The 20464-nt window shown below is 40.6% G+C and carries 18 protein-coding genes; 9 read left to right on the top strand and 9 right to left on the bottom strand.

Translation table 11 applies throughout. The annotated features are described in order from the left end of the window. Positions 1-485: 485 nt before the first annotated feature. The 5 genes from HMPREF3216_RS00325 (at position 486) to HMPREF3216_RS00305 (ending at position 5976) form a co-directional block, all read left to right on the top strand. Complete coding sequence (locus HMPREF3216_RS00325) at positions 486-1769, top strand: enolase C-terminal domain-like protein (RefSeq protein WP_004130435.1); 1284 nt, start codon at positions 486-488, stop codon at positions 1767-1769. Between the two features lie 126 nt (positions 1770-1895). Beyond that, complete coding sequence (locus HMPREF3216_RS00320; protein WP_004130434.1) at positions 1896-2687, top strand: SDR family oxidoreductase; 792 nt, start codon at positions 1896-1898, stop codon at positions 2685-2687. 146 nt (positions 2688-2833) lie between these two features. Continuing rightward, positions 2834-4120, top strand: a complete 1287-nt coding sequence (locus tag HMPREF3216_RS00315; protein ID WP_060786428.1) for an MFS transporter — start codon at positions 2834-2836, stop codon at positions 4118-4120. A 52-nt stretch (positions 4121-4172) separates the two neighbouring features. Next, a complete protein-coding gene (locus HMPREF3216_RS00310) occupies positions 4173-4946 on the top strand; it encodes an amidohydrolase family protein (RefSeq protein WP_016829550.1) in 774 nt (257 codons plus the stop codon). Between the two features lie 115 nt (positions 4947-5061). Then, entirely contained in the window at positions 5062-5976 is a 915-nt protein-coding gene (locus HMPREF3216_RS00305; protein ID WP_060786427.1) for a dihydrodipicolinate synthase family protein, read from the top strand. 84 nt (positions 5977-6060) lie between these two features. On the opposite strand, the gene thrS is transcribed toward HMPREF3216_RS00305, so the two are convergent. From thrS to HMPREF3216_RS00280, 5 genes are all read right to left on the bottom strand, one after another. After that, positions 6061-8091, bottom strand: coding sequence for a threonine--tRNA ligase (thrS, locus tag HMPREF3216_RS00300; protein WP_060786426.1), 2031 nt, complete (start codon positions 8089-8091; stop codon positions 6061-6063). Positions 8092-8233: 142 nt separating this feature from the next. Continuing rightward, positions 8234-9133, bottom strand: a complete 900-nt coding sequence (locus HMPREF3216_RS00295; RefSeq protein ID WP_060786425.1) for a metal ABC transporter permease — start codon at positions 9131-9133, stop codon at positions 8234-8236. Beyond that, a complete protein-coding gene (locus HMPREF3216_RS00290; RefSeq protein WP_060786424.1) occupies positions 9134-10057 on the bottom strand; it encodes a metal ABC transporter permease in 924 nt (307 codons plus the stop codon). Continuing rightward, on the bottom strand, positions 10047-10814 hold the full coding sequence (locus tag HMPREF3216_RS00285) for a metal ABC transporter ATP-binding protein (protein WP_060786423.1): 768 nt from the start codon (positions 10812-10814) through the stop codon (positions 10047-10049). Before HMPREF3216_RS00285 ends, HMPREF3216_RS00290 begins: the two co-directional genes overlap by 11 nt. A gap of 94 nt (positions 10815-10908) precedes the next feature. Continuing rightward, the gene (locus tag HMPREF3216_RS00280) at positions 10909-12093 is read right to left on the bottom strand and encodes a metal ABC transporter solute-binding protein, Zn/Mn family (protein ID WP_060786422.1); all 1185 of its coding nucleotides are present in this window, start codon (positions 12091-12093) and stop codon (positions 10909-10911) included. Positions 12094-12384: 291 nt separating this feature from the next. On the opposite strand from HMPREF3216_RS00280, the gene HMPREF3216_RS00275 reads away from it, so the two are divergent. The 3 genes from HMPREF3216_RS00275 (at position 12385) to HMPREF3216_RS00265 (ending at position 15124) form a co-directional block, all read left to right on the top strand. Beyond that, on the top strand, positions 12385-13359 hold the full coding sequence (locus HMPREF3216_RS00275; protein ID WP_060786421.1) for an ADP-dependent NAD(P)H-hydrate dehydratase: 975 nt from the start codon (positions 12385-12387) through the stop codon (positions 13357-13359). 24 nt (positions 13360-13383) lie between these two features. After that, positions 13384-14046, top strand: coding sequence for an HAD family hydrolase (locus HMPREF3216_RS00270; protein ID WP_060786420.1), 663 nt, complete (start codon positions 13384-13386; stop codon positions 14044-14046). Between the two features lie 145 nt (positions 14047-14191). After that, positions 14192-15124 (top strand): LysR family transcriptional regulator, encoded by a 933-nt coding sequence (locus HMPREF3216_RS00265; protein WP_060786419.1) that lies wholly within the window; start codon positions 14192-14194, stop codon positions 15122-15124. A gap of 504 nt (positions 15125-15628) precedes the next feature. On the opposite strand, the gene HMPREF3216_RS00260 is transcribed toward HMPREF3216_RS00265, so the two are convergent. Next, the gene (locus tag HMPREF3216_RS00260) at positions 15629-15925 is read right to left on the bottom strand and encodes a hypothetical protein (protein WP_060786418.1); all 297 of its coding nucleotides are present in this window, start codon (positions 15923-15925) and stop codon (positions 15629-15631) included. 859 nt (positions 15926-16784) lie between these two features. Here HMPREF3216_RS00260 and HMPREF3216_RS00255 point away from each other — a divergent pair. Further along, complete coding sequence (locus tag HMPREF3216_RS00255; protein WP_060786417.1) at positions 16785-18173, top strand: ApeA N-terminal domain 1-containing protein; 1389 nt, start codon at positions 16785-16787, stop codon at positions 18171-18173. A 79-nt stretch (positions 18174-18252) separates the two neighbouring features. Here the strand turns inward: HMPREF3216_RS00255 and HMPREF3216_RS00250 are convergent, their stop codons facing one another. The 3 genes from HMPREF3216_RS00250 to HMPREF3216_RS00240 all read right to left on the bottom strand — a co-directional run bounded on the left by HMPREF3216_RS00250 (position 18253) and on the right by HMPREF3216_RS00240 (position 20280). Then, complete coding sequence (locus HMPREF3216_RS00250) at positions 18253-18609, bottom strand: DUF2513 domain-containing protein (protein WP_230953830.1); 357 nt, start codon at positions 18607-18609, stop codon at positions 18253-18255. Positions 18610-18681: 72 nt separating this feature from the next. Further along, the gene (locus HMPREF3216_RS06565; RefSeq protein ID WP_230953829.1) at positions 18682-19428 is read right to left on the bottom strand and encodes a hypothetical protein; all 747 of its coding nucleotides are present in this window, start codon (positions 19426-19428) and stop codon (positions 18682-18684) included. 84 nt (positions 19429-19512) lie between these two features. Beyond that, entirely contained in the window at positions 19513-20280 is a 768-nt protein-coding gene (locus HMPREF3216_RS00240; RefSeq protein WP_060786415.1) for a helix-turn-helix domain-containing protein, read from the bottom strand. Positions 20281-20464: the final 184 nt, after the last annotated feature.

Raw genomic sequence — 20464 nt, 5'->3', positions numbered from 1 at the left:
CTCTTTCTTTATCCTCTTTCTTTATCCTCTTTATGCGCAATGCATTTTAGCTAAATCCTAATCTTAAAGAAAAATTCGTAGCCACTTTTAAGATTATCTACAATAATACAAGTTACCAGAAAAACTGAAAAATAGCATTATTGCTTGATTTATCAAGGTTGTTATAAATTCCATAATACACTATTTCGCTTTTGACAAGCAAAAATCGCGAAAATTTCTTACGACACGCCGAATAATAAAATTATTTGCCATCAGTCGCAAGAAAAACACAGGCCAAATGTGCGATTTTCCTTATTAAAAAGCTCAATTTTTCAATCATAGAAAAATCAAAAATATGACATTTATCACATTGCGCACATTCAGAAATATTCGCAAAAATCAATTTGCGAAAATTTCTAGCCATACTACAACATTTTTCTATCGTTTTGATATAGAATTACAAATGTAGGTCACAACGATGTAAAAGCAAAGGAGCATGAATCGTTATGAGTACAATCACATCAGTAAAAACCTATGATTTTAGATTCCCTACTTCGCAGACACTTTCTGGATCCGACGCAATGAACAAAGACCCAGATTATTCCTCCGCATACGTAGAAATCAAAACCAGCCTAGACGATGGCATTAAAGGCGTTGGATTTGTATTTACGATTGGCCGTGGAAACGATGTTGTTTGCGCAGCAATCGACTCCATGTCTCAAGTGCTTATTGGCAGAAACGTAGAAGAGTTACTAGACAACATGCGTCTTGCATGGGATCTTTTTGTTCACGACTCTCAGCTTCGCTGGTTAGGGCCAGAAAAAGGCGTAGAGCACATGGCAATTGGCGCTATTTTGAGCGCATTGTGGGATATTAAAGCAAAGCGAGCTGGAAAGCCATTGTGGCGCTTGCTTGCCGAGATGGATCCAAAGGAATTAGTCTCCACGCTTGACTTCCGCTACATGACTGACGCCTTAAGGCCAGAAGAAGCAATCGAATTCTTGCAAGATGGTCAAAAAGGCAAGGAAGAGCGAATTGCAGATCTGCTTGTAAACGGCTACCCAGGCTACTCCACTGCTGCAGGCTGGCTCGGTTACAGCGACGAGAAAATGGTTGCAATTGCTAAGGAAGAATCGCAAGTTAAGGGCTTTAAGCAAATTAAGCTTAAGGTTGGTCAAAATGTAGACGACGATTTAAGAAGACTCGCCCTTGCTCGCGAGGCAATTGGCCCAGACGTTCGTCTTGCAGTAGATGCAAACCAGGTGTGGGATGTTCCAACAGCAATCACTTGGATTAACCGCTTCCACGACTTCGACTTAGCTTGGGTAGAAGAGCCAACAAGCCCAGACGATGTTATTGGTCACGCAACAATTGCTCGCGCAATTAACCCAATACCTGTGGCAACTGGCGAGCAGATGCAAAGCCGAATCATGTTTAAGCAGTACTTGCAAGCGAACGCGTTTGGAATTATGCAAATCGACGCAACTCGAGTTGCTGGTCCACAAGAAGTTGTTCTCGAATACTTGCTTGCACGCAAGTTTAATAAGCCAGTTTGCCCTCACGCAGGCGGCGTTGGATTGTGCGAAGCCGTGTGCCACTTTGCAATGTTTGATTACGTTGCAGTTTCTGGCACAAAGGAAGGCCGCATGATTGAATACGTAGACAATCAGCACGAGCACTTTGTGCATCCAACACAAATCAAGAATGGTAATTATGTTGCACCAACTGCCCCAGGTAATGGCACTGAAATGACGCTGGAAACGGCTGAAAAGTACCTTTATCGCGGATAGTTATGCAATTGTGGCTAGCAGTTTACATTAAGCTGTTTATTTTAAATTGCTAGCCACTTTAAACAATCAAGATTCATAATTTAATAATCAAAAAGCAAACCACATCATTTAACAAAGGAGTTCATTATGGATTTGCATTTGGAAGGCAAAGTTTTCATCGTAACAGGTGGATTCAAGGGCATTGGTAAGGGCATTACGCTTCAGCTTGCACAAGAAGGCGCAATTCCAGTAGTTATTAACCGCGCAGACCCTGCAGAAGAAACATTCCGCAAGGATATTGAGCAGTACACAAAGAACTACGATGTTTACCTTCTCGACTTAAACGATACAGACGAAATCGCTCCAATTATTGAAGAAACATACAAGAAGTATGGTCATATTGACGGCATTGTAAACAACGCTGGCGTTAACGACAACAAGGATTTGGAGTCCACTTCTTGGCGCGACTTCGAGAAGTCGATTCACGGAAACCTTACCCACTACTACGAGACTGTTCACGCTGCTGTAAAGTACTTAAAGGAAAGCCACGGCGCTGTTGTGAATATTTCTTCTAAGACTGCTCTAACCGGCCAGGGCAAGACCAGCGCCTACGCTGCTGCAAAGGGTGGAATCTTGGGCTTGACTCGCGAATGGGCTGCAGCACTTGTTCATGACCGCGTGCGCGTAAACGCGATTGTTGTCTCCGAATGCTGGACCCCACTGTATGCCGATTGGATTAAGACCTTTGGCGACGAAGCAGCTCAGCAGGCTCGTTTGAAGGTTATTACCGACAAGATTCCTCTGGAGAACCGCATGACCACCACGGAAGAAATTGGAAACGAAGCCGCATTCCTGCTTTCGGATAGGTCTTCGCACACCACTGGTCAGTGGGTATTCGTTGATGGCGGATACGTGCATCTTGATCGCGCTTTGTCTTAAATTCCAAATGCAAATTTAAGATTCGGTGCAATTTAACTAGTCGATGGTGCGCAATGCAAAATGTGTGCTTGCGCACCATTGCACAATATTAATTAAGAACTATTAAAATCTTAAACTCTTTGAATTATTCTCACACGGGAGTGACGATGACTACAAAAGAAAACGACAACGTGGTTGTTAACAATAACAAAAGTAGCTCAAAAACTATAATTGCCATTGTATTGGTAACATCTTTGTTCTTCGTATGGGGTTTGACCATGAATTTGGTCAATGCTCTTAATTCCCCATTTGGACATTACTTAAATCTAAACAACACAGAAGCAGCGCTGCTTCAGGTTGCATACTTTGGCGCATACTTTGTAATGGCTATTCCTGCAGGTTTAATCGCAAAGCGCTTTGGGTACAAGGGCGGCGTAATTAGCGGTCTTGCACTCTTTGCAATCGGCGCATTTGCTGTAATTCCTGCAACCGCTACAGCAAGCTATGTTATGTTCCTTATAGCAATGTTTATTATTGCTCTTGGTGCTGCAACTTTGGAAACAAACTGCAACCCATACATTACAAAGCTTGGCGATGAAAAGGGCGAATCCTTTAGAATCAACATGGCACAAAGCTTTAACGGCGTTGGCAGCATTGTTGGCCCGCTTATTCTTGGCAACATTATTGGTAAAACCGTTAAGCAAGGCGAACCAGGATTTGAATTTGCTAAGTCGAAGTTCCTTAGCGATACTCGTATGATTTACATTGTTATTGGCATTGTTCTTATTGCGGTTATTGCAATCTTCTTCTGCTTTAAGCTTCCTACACCTCCAGGAGATGTTGAGGCAGATCAAGGAAATAAGGGCGATTCTTCATTCTTGCATCTTGTTAAGAAGCCATACTTTACACTTGGCGTTATTGCAGAATTTGTATTTGTAGGCCTTCAGGTTGTTGGAATGGCAATGTTCTCATCGTTTGCTCTTAAGCATTGGGGTGCTGGAGTAACAACTGGTATTGCGGCATCTATGCTTGCAATCGTTTCCTTAATGTTTACCCTTGGTCGCTTTATTACAACACCTCTTATGACAAAGTTTGATAGCGATAAGATTCTTGGAATCTACATGGTTCTGAGCGCATTGCTAATGTTTGTTGCATTCCTTGGACTCGGTAAGATTTCTGTAGTAGCCTACATTATCTCCTACCTGTTTGTGTCTATTGGCTTCCCAACCGTGTTCTCACTTACCTTAAAGGGTATTCATGGCTCTGCCGCAAAGACTGGCTCTTCCGCTTTGATTATGAGCGTTGTTGGCGCAGCTATAATCCCACTATTCCTTGGATTTGTACAAGATTTTGCTGGCATTGAGGTTGCAGTGCTGCTCACCGTTCCAGGATTCTTATATGTAGCTTGGTACGCATTGTGGGGTTCCAAGATTGGTCTTGTAGAAGCTAAGTGATTTGCAAAGAACTATAAAGTCTTTAGAAAGTCTTTAGAAAGGAAAGTTTATTATGTCTCAACTTCGTATTTTAGATTCCCACTTCCATATTTGGGATCCAACAAAGCAAGTCTTGCCTTGGCTAGATGGCTTAGACAAGCTAAACCACACCTTTACGTTAGAGCAGCTCGAAAAAGAGTATGCAGACTTGGGTGTTGACTTCCTCGGCGGCGTATACGTTGAGGTTGATGCTGCAGACCACGAGTTAGAAGATAGGCTTATTGGAGAAAATCCTAATCCTAAGATTCTTGCTAAAATGCTTAGAGTTACGTTGGATCCATTTATGCGCGTTCCAATTCATGCAACTGGCATTCGCGAGCCACTTCACATTCCAAGCGAGCCACGCGGCCGCTGCTTAGAGCCTTCGTTTATTGGCGGTCTTAAGGCAATGGCCAAGAAGGGTATGCCTTTTGAGCTTTGCAATCGTGGCGAAGAGCTTGGCGATATGGCTAAAGCCTTTGAGCAGGTTCCAGAAGTGACTGTTGTTCTAAACCATTTGGGCAATGTTCCAGGATTAGACGAGGATTCCTGCGCTGCTTTGCGTGCGTTTGCAAAGCTTCCACACAGCTATATTAAGATTTCTGGAGATAATCCAGTAAATCCAGATATTGTTAAGTTTGTTAAAGACACCTTTAGCCCTGATCGCCTACTCTTTAGCTCTAATTGGCCAGTTGTTAAGTTGAATTCTTCGCTTAAGCAGCATCTTGACTTAATGGTTGAGCTTTTTGGCGACGACGAAGATTTCTTTATGAACAATGCAAAGAAGGCATATGGTATTAAACTGTAATTAATTATGTTATTTGAATAATCTATTTGAATAATCATTGCTTATGGGGTGTAAGATTTTGCCAGTTAAAGTCTTATGCCCCATAATTCAATAACAACAACTAAGGATGATTTTTATGACTACTTCTAACAGTGCAAAGTTTGATTTGCATGCTTTTAAAGGCGTGTTCTGCCCTTCTATAACAGTAAGCAAAGATGATGGAAGCATTGACTACGACTCATGGGCAAAGCACCTTGACCATCTTATTGATGCAGGGATTAATGGCATACTGATTTTTGGCAGCATCGGCGAATTTTATGCATATCCGCTTAGCGTAAAAAAGGAAGCTGCTAAATTTGCTATTGAGCATGTTAATCACAGAGTTCCTGTTCTTATAGGTGTTGGAAGCACTAATCTTAACGAGGTGCTTGACTTTACTAAGTTTGCGGAAAGTTGCGGCGCAGACGCTGTTGTAGCTGTATCCCCTTACTACTTTGGACCAACTGCCCCAACCGCAGAACGCTATTTTGGCCCTATTGCAAACGCAACCAACTTGCCTGTTATTCTTTACAACTTCCCTGCTAGAACTGGCAGCGATTTAACGCCAAGCTTAGTTGCAAGTCTTGCTAAAAAATACCCGAATATTGTTGGTATTAAAGACACGGTAGATACTATAAGCCACACTCGAGCAATGATTGAAGCCACTAGACAATCAAACCCAGATTTTATTGTTTTCTCTGGATTTGACGAGTACTACACTCCTAACAGGATTGCAGGCGGAAATGGCGTTATTTGTGGACTTACAAATGTGGAGCCAGAAACTTTTGCAGCTTTGCATAAGGCGTATGAGGCTGGCGACTTTGCGCATCTTATTGAATGCGCTAAAAGAATCAGCCATTTGATGGCAGTTTACAACACCACCGACCTGTTTATTTCTGCGATTAAAGCTGCTGTAAATCTTAAGGGATTGCCAATTAGCATGCTTGTTCGCGAGCCTGCAAGTCAAGTTAATAGCGAGCAAATCGAAGCTATTCGCGCTCTGCTTAAGTAACTAAGTCACTCATAATAAATCAAGAATAAAAAAAGAACAAAACCCGCACAACGTTAAGAAGTGCGGGTTTGTGTTTTGCGGAAGCTACTTAGTGTAGCGCTCAAAATCTTCGGCGGTATTCACCTGAACACGCTGCTTAATAATGGACAAAATCCACTCTTTAGCTTGCTGTACAGGAACGCCGTTCAATTGGCTGCCATCGCGGAAGCGGAAGCTCACAGCATTGTTCTTAACATCCTCTTCGCCAGCAATCAAAGTGAATGGCACTTTAGACTTAGAGGCGTTACGAATCTTCTTGCCAAAGCGATCGTCGGAGCTGTCCATTTCGCAACGAACCATATTCTCTTCCAAATCGCTAATAAACTTTTGCAAGTGTGGAGCAAACTCGTCTGCAACAGGAACGCCAGTTACCTGAACTGGAGCCAACCATGCTGGGAACGCGCCTGCATAATGCTCAAGCAAAATCGCAAAGAAGCGCTCGATAGAGCCAAAGAGTGCGCGGTGAATCATAACTGGGCGCTGGTGGCTACCGTCGGCCGCAATGTACTCCAACTTAAAGCGCTCAGGCAAGTTGAAGTCGAGCTGAATAGTAGAAACCTGCCAAGTGCGGCCAATTGCGTCTCGCGCCTGCACAGAAATCTTCGGGCCGTAGAATGCAGCTCCACCTGGATCGTCCACGAGTTCCAAACCAGAATCTTTAGCAACCTCAGCCAAAGTGTTTGTTGCTTCTTCCCAAATCTCGTCGGAACCAACAAACTTGTGCTCATCCTTAGTAGAAAGCTCCAAGTAGAAGTCGTTCAAACCAAAGTCTTTAAGAAGACCAAGCACAAAGTTAAGCAAGCTCTTCAATTCATCGCGCATCTGCTCGCGAGTGCAGTAAATGTGCGAATCATCTTGAGTCAATCCGCGAACTCGAGTTAAGCCATGCACAACGCCAGACTTTTCGTAGCGATACACAGTACCAAACTCAAACAAGCGCAAAGGAAGCTCACGGTACGAACGCTGACGAGATTTAAAGATCAAATTATGCATTGGGCAATTCATTGGCTTTAAGTAGTAGTCAGCACCTTGGCGAGTTACGTTACCGTTTTCGTCGCGCTCTTCGTCAAGCTTCATTGGAGGATACATGCCATCCTTGTACCACTGCAAGTGGCCAGAAGTCTCGTACAATCCGCCCTTGGTAATGTGCGGAGTTTGCACAAAGCTGTAATGATGCTTTCTGTGCTGCTCACGGGAATAATCTTCCATTGCGTTAATAATCGCAGCACCCTTTGGATGGAACACTGCCAAGCCTGGGCCAATCTCGTCTGGGAATGAGAACAAATCCATCTCTTGACCAAGCTTACGATGATCGCGCTTAGCGGCCTCTTCCATGCGAGTTGTGTAAGCCTTAAGCTCTTCCTTGCTAGGCCATGCAGTGCCATAAATGCGCTGAAGCATAGGATTATGCTCCGAACCGCGCCAGTAAGCTGCAGCCACACGCTCAAGCTTAAAAGCCTTAATATAGCGAGTGTTTGGCAAATGCGGGCCACGGCACAAATCGCTCCAGACCTTATTGCCTTCGCGATCCAAATTGTCGTACATGCTAAGCTCATGCTTGCTGATTTCGCCAGCTGCAGCTGGATCAAGAGCCGCTTCTTTATCTCCAATCAACTCCAACTTATAAGGTTGATTTGCTTCTTCTTCGCGCGCCTCATCTTCTGTTACAACGCGGCGGCTAAAGCTTTGAGACTCTTTAATAATGCGCTGCATATGCTTTTCGATTTGCTTTAAATCGTCTGGCGTAAATGGAGTATCAACATCGAAATCGTAATAGAAGCCGTCTTTAATTACAGGACCTACGCCCAACTTTGCGTCTGGTCGAATTTCTTGAACAGCTTGAGCCATCACGTGTGTAGCGGAATGACGCATGATTGCGATGCCATCTTCACTATCAAGTGCTACTGATTCCACGGTATCGCCGTTATGAAGAGGCGTGTACAAATCACGCAACTCGCCATTTAAACGCACGGCAATAATATTCTTATCTTCCGCGAAAAGTTCAACGCCAGTGAAGCTTGCATCCACCTCCTTGCGTTCCTCGTCTACAGTGATGGAGATGGTATTTTCAGCCATAATTGTCCTTTTCTATCGGGGTCTTGCGTTACTAATGTGCAGACCTGGACCTGTGTGGCGTCGATAAACTTACGCGATTAAATATAAAACAAACGCGCAAAAAACGACGTCAATCGCGCGCATTTTTACGCGCAATTCTCTGTTACTCTAGAACAACAGAGCGACTTTTTAACAACGATTTTTTGCAAAAACCAGAATAAATCTCATGGATTTTCAAAAAGATGCTTTCACCAAGCTTTACAACCAAGAAGAAGCAACCAGCGCAAATCGCGATAGTTCCACCAGCAGAAAGCCTTAAAATCACAGCTAAAGCAAGACCTAAAAGCGATATAAAAACAGAAGACAATACACATGCAAAAACAAACCTGTTAATAGAGCGCATCTTACCCTTTAATGCTGCGGCGGGCGCTGCAATCAAAGATACCGAAACAACAGTTCCAACGGCTGGAATAATTACTGAAACTGTAATGATTATTAGCGCAAGAACAATTCCTTGCATCAATCCAGTTTTTCCACCCGATGCCTTGTAATTTGTTGGATCAAATGAGCAATGAATAAGATTTGCACAATTAAAGCTCCACAATCCTAATGCAAAAGCAAATGCAATAATCGCAGAAACCACGTCTGCAGGAGTGCAATTAAGCAAAGATCCTGTTAAAAATCCTTCGATTCGCAATGGAAGAGGAGCAAACCACTTGTTCAAAAAGTATCCGCTCGCAAAACCAACAGTAAGAGTTATTCCAGCAGACGCCTGAGAAGATATGCCCTTTAGCTTAGAAAGCACATGCATCACAAAAGACAAAACAACACAAGCTAAAGCGGCTCCAACAAAAAGACCAATAGACAAAATGTTTTGATCAATCGTATAAACAGACGTAACTACAACGCCAATAACAGCCCCAGGAAAAGCAGCATGAGTTATAGACTCGGTGAAGAAAATACGCTGGTTAAGCAAAGCCAAGGATCCAACAAAACCACATAATGCTCCAACAGCGATTGCCTCTATAATTGGAAGCGCAATAATCTGCCAAATACTTACCATTTAAGCTACCTGCTTTTTTGAGATTGATTTATGCGACGCAATTATTGAGAAAACAAAACGGAAAGCCCATCGCAATATAAGCACAACCACAAACATTGCGCAAATACTTAGTGCCACTGCAGCTTGCGGAGAAACTGGGTGATCAAGCTCCAAGTTCATAGCGTACATGCCCAATAAAACGCCAGCAATACCAACCGCAATACCAACAGCCACCATGCGCCCAACAGTACGCGCAACCAATCTTGCGCTGGCTCCAGGAATCACAAGATAACCAATAACAAGAAGCACGCCTACTGCCGAAGATGCAGACACAACAACAGCTGCAATACCAACGTTTAGAACAATATCTACAAATAAAGTATTAACACCCATTAATGGTGCGCTAGCGCGGTCAAACGCAACAACAATCTGCTTCTTCCAAGTTAGAACAAGCGCTGCGATTGCAAATAAACAAATAAGCATTGCTTGAGTCATTCTATCGTCTGTAACATCTAGTAAACGACCAAACATAAGTGCTTCTAGCTGGCCAGACATATCTCCCTTTTTAAGAGATATTACGATTCCAAGCGCAAAAAATGTTGTTAAAACTGTTGCAATTATTGACTCGTTGATTTTTTGAGACCTAGATGCCCACACAAGAGCTGCGACTAGAAAGATTGCGCAAATCGAAGCTCCTGGAATAATTTGCTCAATACCTCCATATAACGCTCCTACTACGATTCCAGGAAAAATCCCGTGAACCAAGGCTTCCGCATTAAACTCGGCGCATCTTAAATTAACAAACACACCAACTATTCCGCTAGCAATCGCAAGAACAACAAGTAAACAGAAAGGCCTAAAAATGTAGGGTGCAGAGGCAATAAAGTCAAATCCTGGTATAGGCTCGAGGATTTTGCGTAGTGACTCAACCAATTCAGCTAGCATTGGATTCGTCTCCTAAAGATGCGTTTAACGAATCATCTTTGTTTGCTAATTGATTCAAAGTAAGACCTGCGCTTGCAGCTGGCATACTTCCGCCATAAGCCAAAGATATGTTTTCTTTAGTCATGACTTTTCTAAGAGGCCCAAAAGCCACTTGACGACCAGCCAAAAGCAAGGCTTTTTCGCAAATCGCGTCCGCGATTACCAAGTCGTGAGTAGACACAACAAACGAAATCCCCTCTTTTTTAGCGGACTTCATAATATTGAGCAGCTCTTTTCGATTTGGCTCATCCAATCCATTAAAAGGCTCGTCTAAAAGAATCAACGTAGGGCGAGCAACAATAGCACGTGCAAGCAAAATGCGCTGGCGTTGCCCGCCAGAAAGGTCACCAAACCTAACATTTGCACGATTAAGCAAGCCAACATGATTAAGAGCGCTCTCAACAGCTTCTTTCTGGCTTTTTTTAAGCAAACCAAGGAATCCAGTTTGCCTACTTAAGCCCATTGCAACCACTTGCCTAGCGGTAATTGGAAAAGTTAAATCCAAATCAACCTGTTGAGGAACATAGCCTATAGAAACTGTTTTTGGCATTGTTAATTCGCCGCCACTTACGCGCACAATACCAATTATCGCCTGCAAAAACGTTGTTTTTCCAGAACCATTAGGCCCTATCAAAGCTAAGGCCTGCCCAGCTTCTAAACTTCCGTTAAGACCAGTAACAACAGTTTTATATCCGTATGCTAGGTCGCAATCCTTCATTGCGAGAACGCTCTTATTCACCGTAAATTAACCTTCTTGTAACTACTTTTGTAGTGATTTATGATTTTCCGCTACGCGTGTAGCTACCTATTAACTACTTTTTTAACGCAGTTTTTACAGATTCTGGAAGGTCTGGAACCTTGCCATCCCAAGCCTTAACAAGAGTCTGAACATTGTGAACAATGGAACCAATATAGGTTTCTCCAGCAGAGCCAACAGGCCCAAGAGAATCGCCATAAAGCGCATCGTCGCCAATAATCGCCTTTACGCCTGCAGCAGCAGCCACAGCCTTAATAGACTTGGAATTGTTGGAGTTTTCGGCAAAGATTGCCACAGCACCAGACTTTTTAACAGATTCTGCAGCTTCCTTAATATGGTCGGCAGTTGCATCCTGCTGGCTGTTAAAGTCGGAAAGCGCGGCGCCAATAAACTTAACACCGTAGTCGCGAGAGAAGTATCCAAATGCATCGTGGGAAGTAAAGAGTACGCGATGCTCCTTTGGAACACTGTTCAAAGCCTCGGTAGCCCAAGAATCCAAATCAGTGAGCGACTTAACGAACTTTTCAACATGCTCGTCGAAGATTGACTTGCTTTCTGGAAGAGCCTTGCCAAGGAAGTTACCAATATTCTTAACCTGAATCATTGTGTTCTTAGTGCTGGTCCAAATATGTGGATCGTACTGGAATTCTGGCTCCTTCTCGCCTTCTTCTGGTGGGAATGGCCACTTTTCGGCATGAACCTTTTCAATACCGCGGTCAATCTTGTAAGGAAGATTCTTTTCTTTAGCAGCTTGCGCCTTTGAATCCTTGATTTCGTCGGCAGTAAGAATGCCCGAAGTTACGCCCATTGTGCCCTTAAATCCAGTTGCTTTTACGGCCTGATCTAAGAAGTGCTCAAGATCTACTCCAGAAACAAGCATTAAATCTGCTTTAGAAAGCGCCTTGGATTGCGCTGGAGTCATCTCGTGCTCGTGAGCAGATGCGTTTGGAGCAAGCAAGCAGGTGAGGTTAATTGTTGACTTTGCTTTGTCTAAAGGCGCGCCGATTACAGACTTTTTGCCTTGAGAATCGGTTTTATTAAGGCTTAATCCAGATTTTGCATCGGCCGTGGATGCGATTTGAGTTACGTAATCGCAGATTTGCGTGGTGGTTGCAACTACGTTTACTTGATTTCCGCTAGTCTTTTGATCCGCTGTTTTAGATGTAGACCCACATGCGCACAAGCCAACAGTTAACAAAGCGGCGGTGGCTGCGGTGGCAAAAATTCGTGCAGTTTTCACTATTTTCCTTTCCGGAATCTATGAATTCATTATTATTGCAATTCTCATAATCTTCATATTTATTAAGCGTTTTACTTGCGCTAGTTTCTTGTAATCTTGTAATTAGGAAAGATTATCGTTAGCAATAACGTTTTAAGCATAGAAAAAATAAAAAGCTTGGTCAATAAAATCACAAAAATTATCGGGATTTTTTATAAAACAGCGTGTCGCGATTTTTTTGTTTGATATAATCGCGATTTTTCTGGCGATTTGCAAGAACGGCAATCGCGCATATTTACTAGAATCGTAAGCATGAGTCCACTTCTAAACATAGACGCAAAAGATGCTAGCCAATGCTTAAAAAAGCCAAACGAATCGAGCAATAAGTACTCTAGAGGCGTTCTTGGATTAGTAACAGGATCAAACGAATACCCAGGAGCAGCCGTTTTAAGCACAAAATCGGCAGCATACAGCAATATTGGCATGGTTCGCTACGTTGGGCCTTTGCGAGCGCAAAATCTTGTTTTACAAGCCGTCCCAGAAGCTGTTGTTTCGGATTGCTTGCAAGGAAAAGTCAATGCTATAACTGTTGGATCTGGAATCCCAGATTATGATCATTGCAATGATGATTCAACAAAATCGCAAAGAGACTATATTTTAGACTTGCTTAAACCATATAGCGCACAAAGTGCAGAAAATCAAGAAAACACAAACCTACCGCCCGTATGCGTAGACGCTGGAGCGCTTGACTTGCTGCCTAAAAAAGTTTGCACAAAAGTGGTGCTAACACCTCACGCCTTAGAATTAAGCAAGCTATTAAAACGTTATAACCTTGATTTTAGCGCGCAGACTATAGCGGAAAATCCTGTAGAATTCGCTCAAAAAGCGGCAGATCTTACTGGAGCAACTGTTCTTCTTAAAGGGTCCACCACTGTTGTTGCGTCTCCAGAGGATTTAAACTTGCCAATATTTACTTGCAAATATGGACCCTCTTGGCTTGCAACCGCTGGGTCTGGAGATGTTCTTTCTGGACTTTTAGGCGCACTTCTTGCGCAGAATAATTGCGAACTAAATCAAAATGCAAACTACGCATTAATCGCAGCTAGCGCGGCTACAATACACGGCTTAGCTGCAAAGTTGGCATCAAAAAGTGTTTACGAAGATTGTAGTAATTGTAAAAATCGCGAAAATTGCGAAAATTGCGAAGATGTTGAGCATCCAATAGTTGCAAGCAATATTATTGATGCTCTGCCATATACTATTGGATCTTTAATTAATCTTGATTAAAAGAAGAAAAACGAAAGAAGAAAAATGACAAACACAAATATAAATGCAAAATCTGTTGAAATTCACGATGTAATGTTCGATTATTGCAAAGTTTTGCTCGAGTGGAATTGCAGGAATTGCTTGCAAAAACAGTTCCCAGATTTAGTAGACACAATTTGCCCTAATGGCACTTTTGGAAAAGACGATTTGGCTGGATTCTATGAGTTTGAAGACCGCATGGACGGCGGAGAGCTGCTAAAAGACCTTTTGCCAGAATATGAGAGGCGATTTGGCAAAGAGCTTAGCAACGCTTTTCAATGGTATTGCGCCCACTACGATCAAGTTCTTACACGCATGATGCCTGGAATAGTTGACTTGTTGCACGATTTGCGCAAAGCTGGGTACGGCGTTTGGGGATTAACCAACTGGTCTAAAGAGACTTTCCCACTAGCCTTGCGTAAATTCCCAGAACTAAACACGCTTTTACAAGGCACGATTATTTCTGGCGTTGAAAAATTGCATAAGCCACAGCCCGAGATTTTTGAGCTTGCTATGAGCAGATTTGGGTTAAAACCGCAAACAACCGTTTTCTTCGACGATAAGCCAGTAAATATTGATGGCGCACATAACGTTGGAATGCATGGGTTTGTTTTTACTAGCGCACAACAGGCTCGCAAAGATTTAGCATCGCTAGGCGTTAGATTATAGGCACTAAGCCAAAGTCGCTAGTTTGTAGGCGTTAGACTATATGAGGCGTTAATCGTTAGATTATAGGCGTTAGTTTATAGTTGTTATAGTTGTAATAGTTGAAAATAGTCAAGTATAAATCTCAAAAATCGGAAGGCTCTTAATAATGACGCTGCTGCAGTTAAAGTACATTGTGAAAATCGTAGAGTGTGGCTCTATGAACGAAGCTTCGCATGAACTCTTTGTTTCGCAGCCAGCGTTAAGCTCCTCTGTTAAAGAGCTAGAGCGAGAACTCGGAATCGAGATTTTTACAAGGTCTTCTCAAGGAATTGCATTAACGGTTGACGGAGCTGAGTTTTTAACATACGCGCGCCAAGTTTTGGATCAGGCAGATTTGCTAGAAGAGCGCTACAACAGCACTAAACCTAGAAAACAGCTTTGCAGCGTTGCCACCCAGCACTACATGTTTGCTGTTGAGGCTTTTGTAGACATGATTCGCAGCATAGATTCTAATGAATACGAGTTTTCTTTAAGGGAGACGCGTACTAAAAACATTATTAATCAAGTGACTTCAATGCGAGCAGACCTTGGTTTGCTTTATCTTTCTGATTACAACAAAGATGTTATTGGAAAAATGCTTAGAGAAAAGCACCTTGAATTCCACCCGCTTTTCCGCGCTAAATTGCACGTTTTTATTTCTAGAAATAATCCGCTTGCAAATCGCAAGAAGCTTACCTTGGAGGATTTGCGACCATATCCGTTTATTCAGTACGAGCAGGGAGAAGACGGGAGCTTCTTCTTTACAGAGGAGGCAGTTTGGCCTCAGCACCCGCCTAAAAAGATTAACGTTACCGACCGCGCAACCATTTTAAACTTTATTATTGGTCTTAATGGTTTTACGATTTGCACTGGAATCGACAATGGCGACTTGAATAACGAGAAAATCGTGACTATTCCGCTGGATTGCGAAGAGACCATGCTTGTTGGCTGGATTAAGAACGAGCGCACAAATCTTTCTCCTGCAGCGCTCGCGTATCTTTCTCAACTTGAATCTGTGCTAATTAAACACGGTTATCAAGTAATAAATAGAGCTAAGTAGATAAATGCGTGACAAAACTACGCGAGAGGGCTTCGAGTATAAGTTTGTTGGTGTAGCTACAGATTTTGCAATTAGCCCTTATTTTGGGTTATTAACACGAATGTGAGAATGATTGCATGTGCCCCCTGTGGGATTCGAACTCTTGATGGATTTACCATATAGCACACGAAGATGTAAAAACCCATATGACAGAATCGAATTGAGAGCTGGGGCTCCCCCTTACCCTTGGCCCTTCACGGGGTAGGTTTGGGGGAATGACCAGCTCTTTCGCAATAGTTAATTTTCCCGTTTTCTATTATGCAAACGCAATTTAGTTTCGTATCTTCTCTAGATAAACGTTTTTGAACAATAGTATTTATTGGATCCCCTGTTACATTGGATATTCTAAAAAATAACGCTATAATGAATGTAACGCGAGGGCCTCGCAGCTGCCGTTTACGTCAGATTGTTAGTCGAGGGGATCCCTCGCAATTTTCATTCTAAGCATATTTTTTAATATACGATTTATTCATCTTCGTCGTAATCTGCAGAATGTTGACGACGCGGAATCCCTAGTTTATCTACCATTTCGTTATATAAATCAAGATAGTCATCGTCAATAAGATTGTATGCTTCAATAATAAGTTTACGAGGAGTATTTTGGTGTTCCCATGCAAAGCTTAAGTAATCTACTAACGCTTCATAAGGCTCTCCTGCGCATGTAGCATTACTAGCAGCTTCTTTGCAAAGTTTATCCATGTATGGCTCAGCATAAGGACGAAGTTTCTCAGCCATGTCATAATAAATTTTCTGCATGTTCATCAGCTTCTCACTCCTTTCTTATTTTCCACAACTGGGAATGCTGTATTAACGTGCCACCCTTTCCTTTTTCTCGCTCAATCGTTGCAAAAAACTGAAAAACGTGGGGTGCTCCTCAGACTGATGTTCCAGTCTTGAAAACTGGTTGCCGAGGTCCCCACGCTGGTTATACTGTATCACAATATTTATAGTATCACCTCTGCGTATGAGGGAAAGATCTCAAAAAACAGCGTAAAGAATACACTAAAATGGGATCAACCCCGCGTATGCGGGAAAGACTATAGTGGATTGTGAGTCCTGGACACTTCGTCTGTTCGGGACTCTTTATTTACTTATTGCGCTTCAAGGATTACCACTGCGTATTAGGTAAAGACTTATATGATAGAATCGAAGTGAAGGCTAGGGCTCCTCTTACCCCTTAATCTCGTAATGAGTTGGTTTGAGGGTATGACTAGCTTTCGTATATTCCAACTGTTTTATAGTCTTTAATGATTCATATGTTATAAGCGAAAGTAAAGGAGCCCACGCAACGCCTAAGGTGAGTAAATCTACCGACGGCATGAAACCGACTTTCAACGCAGGAAGACTCCTATAAAGGATATTAGTAAATATTGCATTCTTGCACAACATTGACTTTGTTTGTATACCAAATCTAATTTATAAATTTAGTGCGCAAGTGTATCAAAATTGTTGCGTTAAGGAAATAGTTTTGATACGTGGGTATATGATATCTTCAAGCGAAATTATTGATTGCTGCATTGGTTTATAGTGCTAAAACTGCAAACAATAAATTGTAGTAATCTACATTTGTATATTAAAATATTCTCATTAAAAGTAGAAACCTAGTGGAGATTAAGAGATTATGGAAGATAAAAGTCTTGATTTAACTAAACCAGTTCTTGGTTTTTTGAAGACAGAGAATAACGATTCTTCTGAAACTGTAGTTATGCTACATGATAACGGAATGAAATTTGAACTGTCTGTATTATTCAAAGAGCTTAGTGGTCAGTTTTTAGATGGAAGAGTTACACATATAAAATCTGATGCAATAAATAGATTGCCTGTACCTAATATTTTGCAAGTTTTATCCTCAAGTAAAACATATACGTTAGTAGGATGTAGAGATACAGAATCACGCAAGGATGTAATGTGCCCAATTAGAATTGCAACAATTACATGCGACTACATAATCGTTGGTTCAGATGAAAAACAATTCGAAAAAATAACTAATTTGAGAACGAGTTGTTCAAATCTATATGATTGGTTCGTATCGGGAGGAATTAGCGTTAGTAATCTTTCCGATGATGGCGAAAGTATAAAAATTGATATTAAAAAATCTAGTAGCAAAGAGTTATGCAAAATAAATTCAATGCAAAATGAAAGCAATAAATCACCCATCAGTCTGTCGCTTGCTATCGACCAGCAGGTAAGAAAAATATCAAAAAATGGCAGTATTGTAAGCTTTACAGAAGAAGCATTTATTGAGACTCATAGTGAAGCTGAATTGAATTGGGAAAAGCATATTTCAATTCATAATTGGATTTTAAATCTTATCTCTATATCTAAATTAGAGCGATGCGAATTTTCAAAAATGGAAGTAGGAGTGGAAAACAATAATACTTGCAATGATTCAACAGTAAAATGGTCCCATGTTCTTCATCATTTAAATGCTTATGCGCAAAACATTGATAAAAAGCATAATAAACAATTCTTGTTTGATTTTGACGATATTAATATTTGTGGAATAGAAAAATGGTTTGAATTATTGCAAAGATATGGAAGAGCAATGGGAATAATATCGCACATAGCAAAAGAACAAAATAATCTTCCAGTTGAATCTGTGAATATAATCTTAGGTGTTGCACTAGAAGATATTGGGTGGGAAATAATAAAAAGTACAGGTCGTGAAGATAGGATGAAAAAGAAAAAGGGAAAAACAATTAAGGAATTGAGATATTTTTCCTGTGCATTAGACACTATAAAAGAAGAACTAGGCAAATATTTTCCAATAGATATAAAGGATTTTGATTGGGTAAAAGAAATGAATGATATTTATAAGAAAAATAAACATGATGATGCTAACGAAAATATGGAAAAAACTCCGAAAGACTATGAAAAAATGTACAGAATTAATATTTGCTCTATGAATATTATTAGATTATGGATTGGCAAGCAGCTTGGAGCTGATCTACCGACAATGCTTAAAAGACTTAATTCGAACATATTTAAATACAATGAAGCATCTATATAAAACACGCATACTGAATCAGTTTATCTTGCATAAAATTAATATTTATGCAAGATAAACTGATGAATAGAGTAAAAAATAATTAAAATAAGCCTAATTTACTTTTTAGGTACAATTTAGCCAAACTAGTGAGAATATCAAAAGGAATATTGATAATTTTATCCGAAAAATTATTTTTTATCTTTTCCCATATTTCGTTAGAGCTTATAGAATCAAGAAACTCATTGCCATGCCATGTTATGTCCATAATGTAAGCATCTACAACGCCAACTTCGCGCTCATCGATATATACATTAATTAAATTACCTTCCCCCATTATTTTTATGTTGTAAATAATTTCTTCAAGAGAGTATTTACTACTTTTCTCAGCAATGTCGCTTGCTCTAACTTCTTTATCACTTTTAGAAACTTCAATTAAAATTTCGCGAACTAAATCCATATTTCTTCTCATAAGTTTATTCTTCTTTATAGATCATTGTTTAAATTTTTTACACAAATATCATATGCAAAGTTATACAAGCGTATTAATCACATCTAGACCGTTTAATTTATGCTCGGCATCTAGCACATCCCAATATATTGAATCTTTAGTAAGTTTTGATTTTAGAAATCTTAATCTTTTATAATCATTCTTACTGTGCAATCGTTTAGCTTCAAAATCTGGATTATCTATTAAAGATGCTATTAGCGCTGCATCATACAAATGTTTTTCCCTGTCCCCCATATTATCTGCATTATAAGCAGCGCTCTTCAATATTAACGCTCCAAGCAAATCTGGAATTCTTAGCATTGCTTCATTGTTTTCATGCCTATCAATAAGTTTTACAAGCATACTTCGTTCTATTGCTTGAGTTCCACCCGGCATGGATAAAAGTGGAGTATTAAAGATATTTAAAAAACCAAATAGCTTTTTTGGAGTATGATCAGCTATCAACACATCAACAATATCATTATTGCGATTCGTTAATCTAGTTGCATATCCAGTTAAGCCAATTTGTAATGCAAATCCTAAATTATTTAGAGTATTATAAACTTTACGAACGTTATCCTTATTAGAAATTACATCAATCAATAAATCAGCATCCAAAGTAGGACGTGCTGTAATTCCATTCATTATTGCATGTAACTGAACCATAAGTCCGCCAGTTAAAAGCCATAGTGAACTATCACACGATTTAGATAGTGCATATATCGTACTCCACGGGTGTGCACTGCTAGAAACTTCAACTGTAGGTGTAGATACACTTATGTCAATCATAAAAACCCCTCTCAAAACTCCCAAATATTATTTTTAAATTTTAGCAAAAGGCATAATTTTTATTCTTTTATTGCATGATTATATTTAGTGATTATATTTAGCAAGCAATTCCGCAAGTTTGTTTAATCCTGCTTGTCGCTCGCGAACATCAACAGATTCAGCCAAATCTGCAGCACACACTGCGATTGGCATAAAGGATTTTGCCAGCGTTTCTTCTGTGCATTCTGTAATATGCAAAGACATATTTTGGAGAATAAAATCAAAAACTTTAGAATCTTCAATAACACGAAGTTTAACGTTGGCCATTGAACTACTTACACCATCTTCGCTATTTTTAAGATGAAACTTATTTATTAAATCTCCTAGTTTGATGCTGCTTACGTATCCTTCTATTTTGTCAGTTTGTGTAAGTTGGAATTGTGAGTGCATATTCCCAGTTGCAGCAGAAAGTATCAAGTGATTTGAAAGTTCTGCTAAACGCGATTTTCTACACCAATACTCCATTGTTTTTGCGCGATTTTTAGATCGACTAACCAGCTCTTGCGGGCTAATCGAACGCAAATATGCTTCTATACGATACTTCTGCTGCCTATTAATCCACGAAACTTTGTAACCACTAAGCATAAACAATGCAGCAAAAGCTAATGACGGAGCATATGCTCTACCACTTTTAGAGTTTTGTTGTTTATAACGATTTACAGAATCTAGTGAAATTAAAATCTTCCTACTTCCAAATGTGTACGTTGTTAGTAAATGATTCGAGCATAATGCGCTAACTCTTTGAGTGCTAACTGCTAGCTTGGCTGCAGCTTCCTCACGCGTAAGAAGAGTATCATTCACAAAAATAGACATAACACAAGTGTATCAAAATTGTTGCGTTAAGGAAATAGTTTTGATACTTGCGCTTGCATATGAGTTATTATTAATAAGCTAATCTGTCTAGTTCTATTTCAAAAAATATCTATCATATTAGCTTTACACGCTTTTGGCATATAACCCCGAAGGAGTACTTACCCACATTCCTATTGTCTCATTT

Source organism: Gardnerella vaginalis (genome assembly GCF_001546455.1).
Taxonomy (GTDB): Bacteria; Actinomycetota; Actinomycetes; order Actinomycetales; family Bifidobacteriaceae; genus Bifidobacterium; species Bifidobacterium vaginale_B.
The sequence above is the reverse complement of the archived record's forward strand: the minus strand, read 5'-3'. Positions and strand labels throughout refer to the sequence as shown.

Bases quoted from the DNA above. Each gene is read 5' to 3' on its own strand.
- HMPREF3216_RS00255 (WP_060786417.1), top strand. From the start codon at position 16,785: ATGGAAGATAAAAGTCTTGATTTAACTAAACCAGTTCTTGGTTTTTTG.
- HMPREF3216_RS00315 (WP_060786428.1), top strand. From the start codon at position 2,834: ATGACTACAAAAGAAAACGACAACGTGGTTGTTAACAATAACAAAAGT.
- HMPREF3216_RS00285 (WP_060786423.1), bottom strand. From the start codon at position 10,814: ATGAAGGATTGCGACCTAGCATACGGATATAAAACTGTTGTTACTGGT.
- HMPREF3216_RS00320 (WP_004130434.1), top strand. From the start codon at position 1,896: ATGGATTTGCATTTGGAAGGCAAAGTTTTCATCGTAACAGGTGGATTC.
- HMPREF3216_RS00260 (WP_060786418.1), bottom strand. From the start codon at position 15,925: ATGAACATGCAGAAAATTTATTATGACATGGCTGAGAAACTTCGTCCT.
- HMPREF3216_RS00305 (WP_060786427.1), top strand. From the start codon at position 5,062: ATGACTACTTCTAACAGTGCAAAGTTTGATTTGCATGCTTTTAAAGGC.
- HMPREF3216_RS00325 (WP_004130435.1), top strand. From the start codon at position 486: ATGAGTACAATCACATCAGTAAAAACCTATGATTTTAGATTCCCTACT.
- HMPREF3216_RS00275 (WP_060786421.1), top strand. From the start codon at position 12,385: ATGAGTCCACTTCTAAACATAGACGCAAAAGATGCTAGCCAATGCTTA.
- HMPREF3216_RS00290 (WP_060786424.1), bottom strand. From the start codon at position 10,057: ATGCTAGCTGAATTGGTTGAGTCACTACGCAAAATCCTCGAGCCTATA.
- HMPREF3216_RS00240 (WP_060786415.1), bottom strand. From the start codon at position 20,280: ATGTCTATTTTTGTGAATGATACTCTTCTTACGCGTGAGGAAGCTGCA.
- HMPREF3216_RS06565 (WP_230953829.1), bottom strand. From the start codon at position 19,428: ATGATTGACATAAGTGTATCTACACCTACAGTTGAAGTTTCTAGCAGT.
- HMPREF3216_RS00250 (WP_230953830.1), bottom strand. From the start codon at position 18,609: ATGGATTTAGTTCGCGAAATTTTAATTGAAGTTTCTAAAAGTGATAAA.
- HMPREF3216_RS00265 (WP_060786419.1), top strand. From the start codon at position 14,192: ATGACGCTGCTGCAGTTAAAGTACATTGTGAAAATCGTAGAGTGTGGC.
- HMPREF3216_RS00295 (WP_060786425.1), bottom strand. From the start codon at position 9,133: ATGGTAAGTATTTGGCAGATTATTGCGCTTCCAATTATAGAGGCAATC.
- thrS (WP_060786426.1), bottom strand. From the start codon at position 8,091: ATGGCTGAAAATACCATCTCCATCACTGTAGACGAGGAACGCAAGGAG.
- HMPREF3216_RS00270 (WP_060786420.1), top strand. From the start codon at position 13,384: ATGACAAACACAAATATAAATGCAAAATCTGTTGAAATTCACGATGTA.
- HMPREF3216_RS00310 (WP_016829550.1), top strand. From the start codon at position 4,173: ATGTCTCAACTTCGTATTTTAGATTCCCACTTCCATATTTGGGATCCA.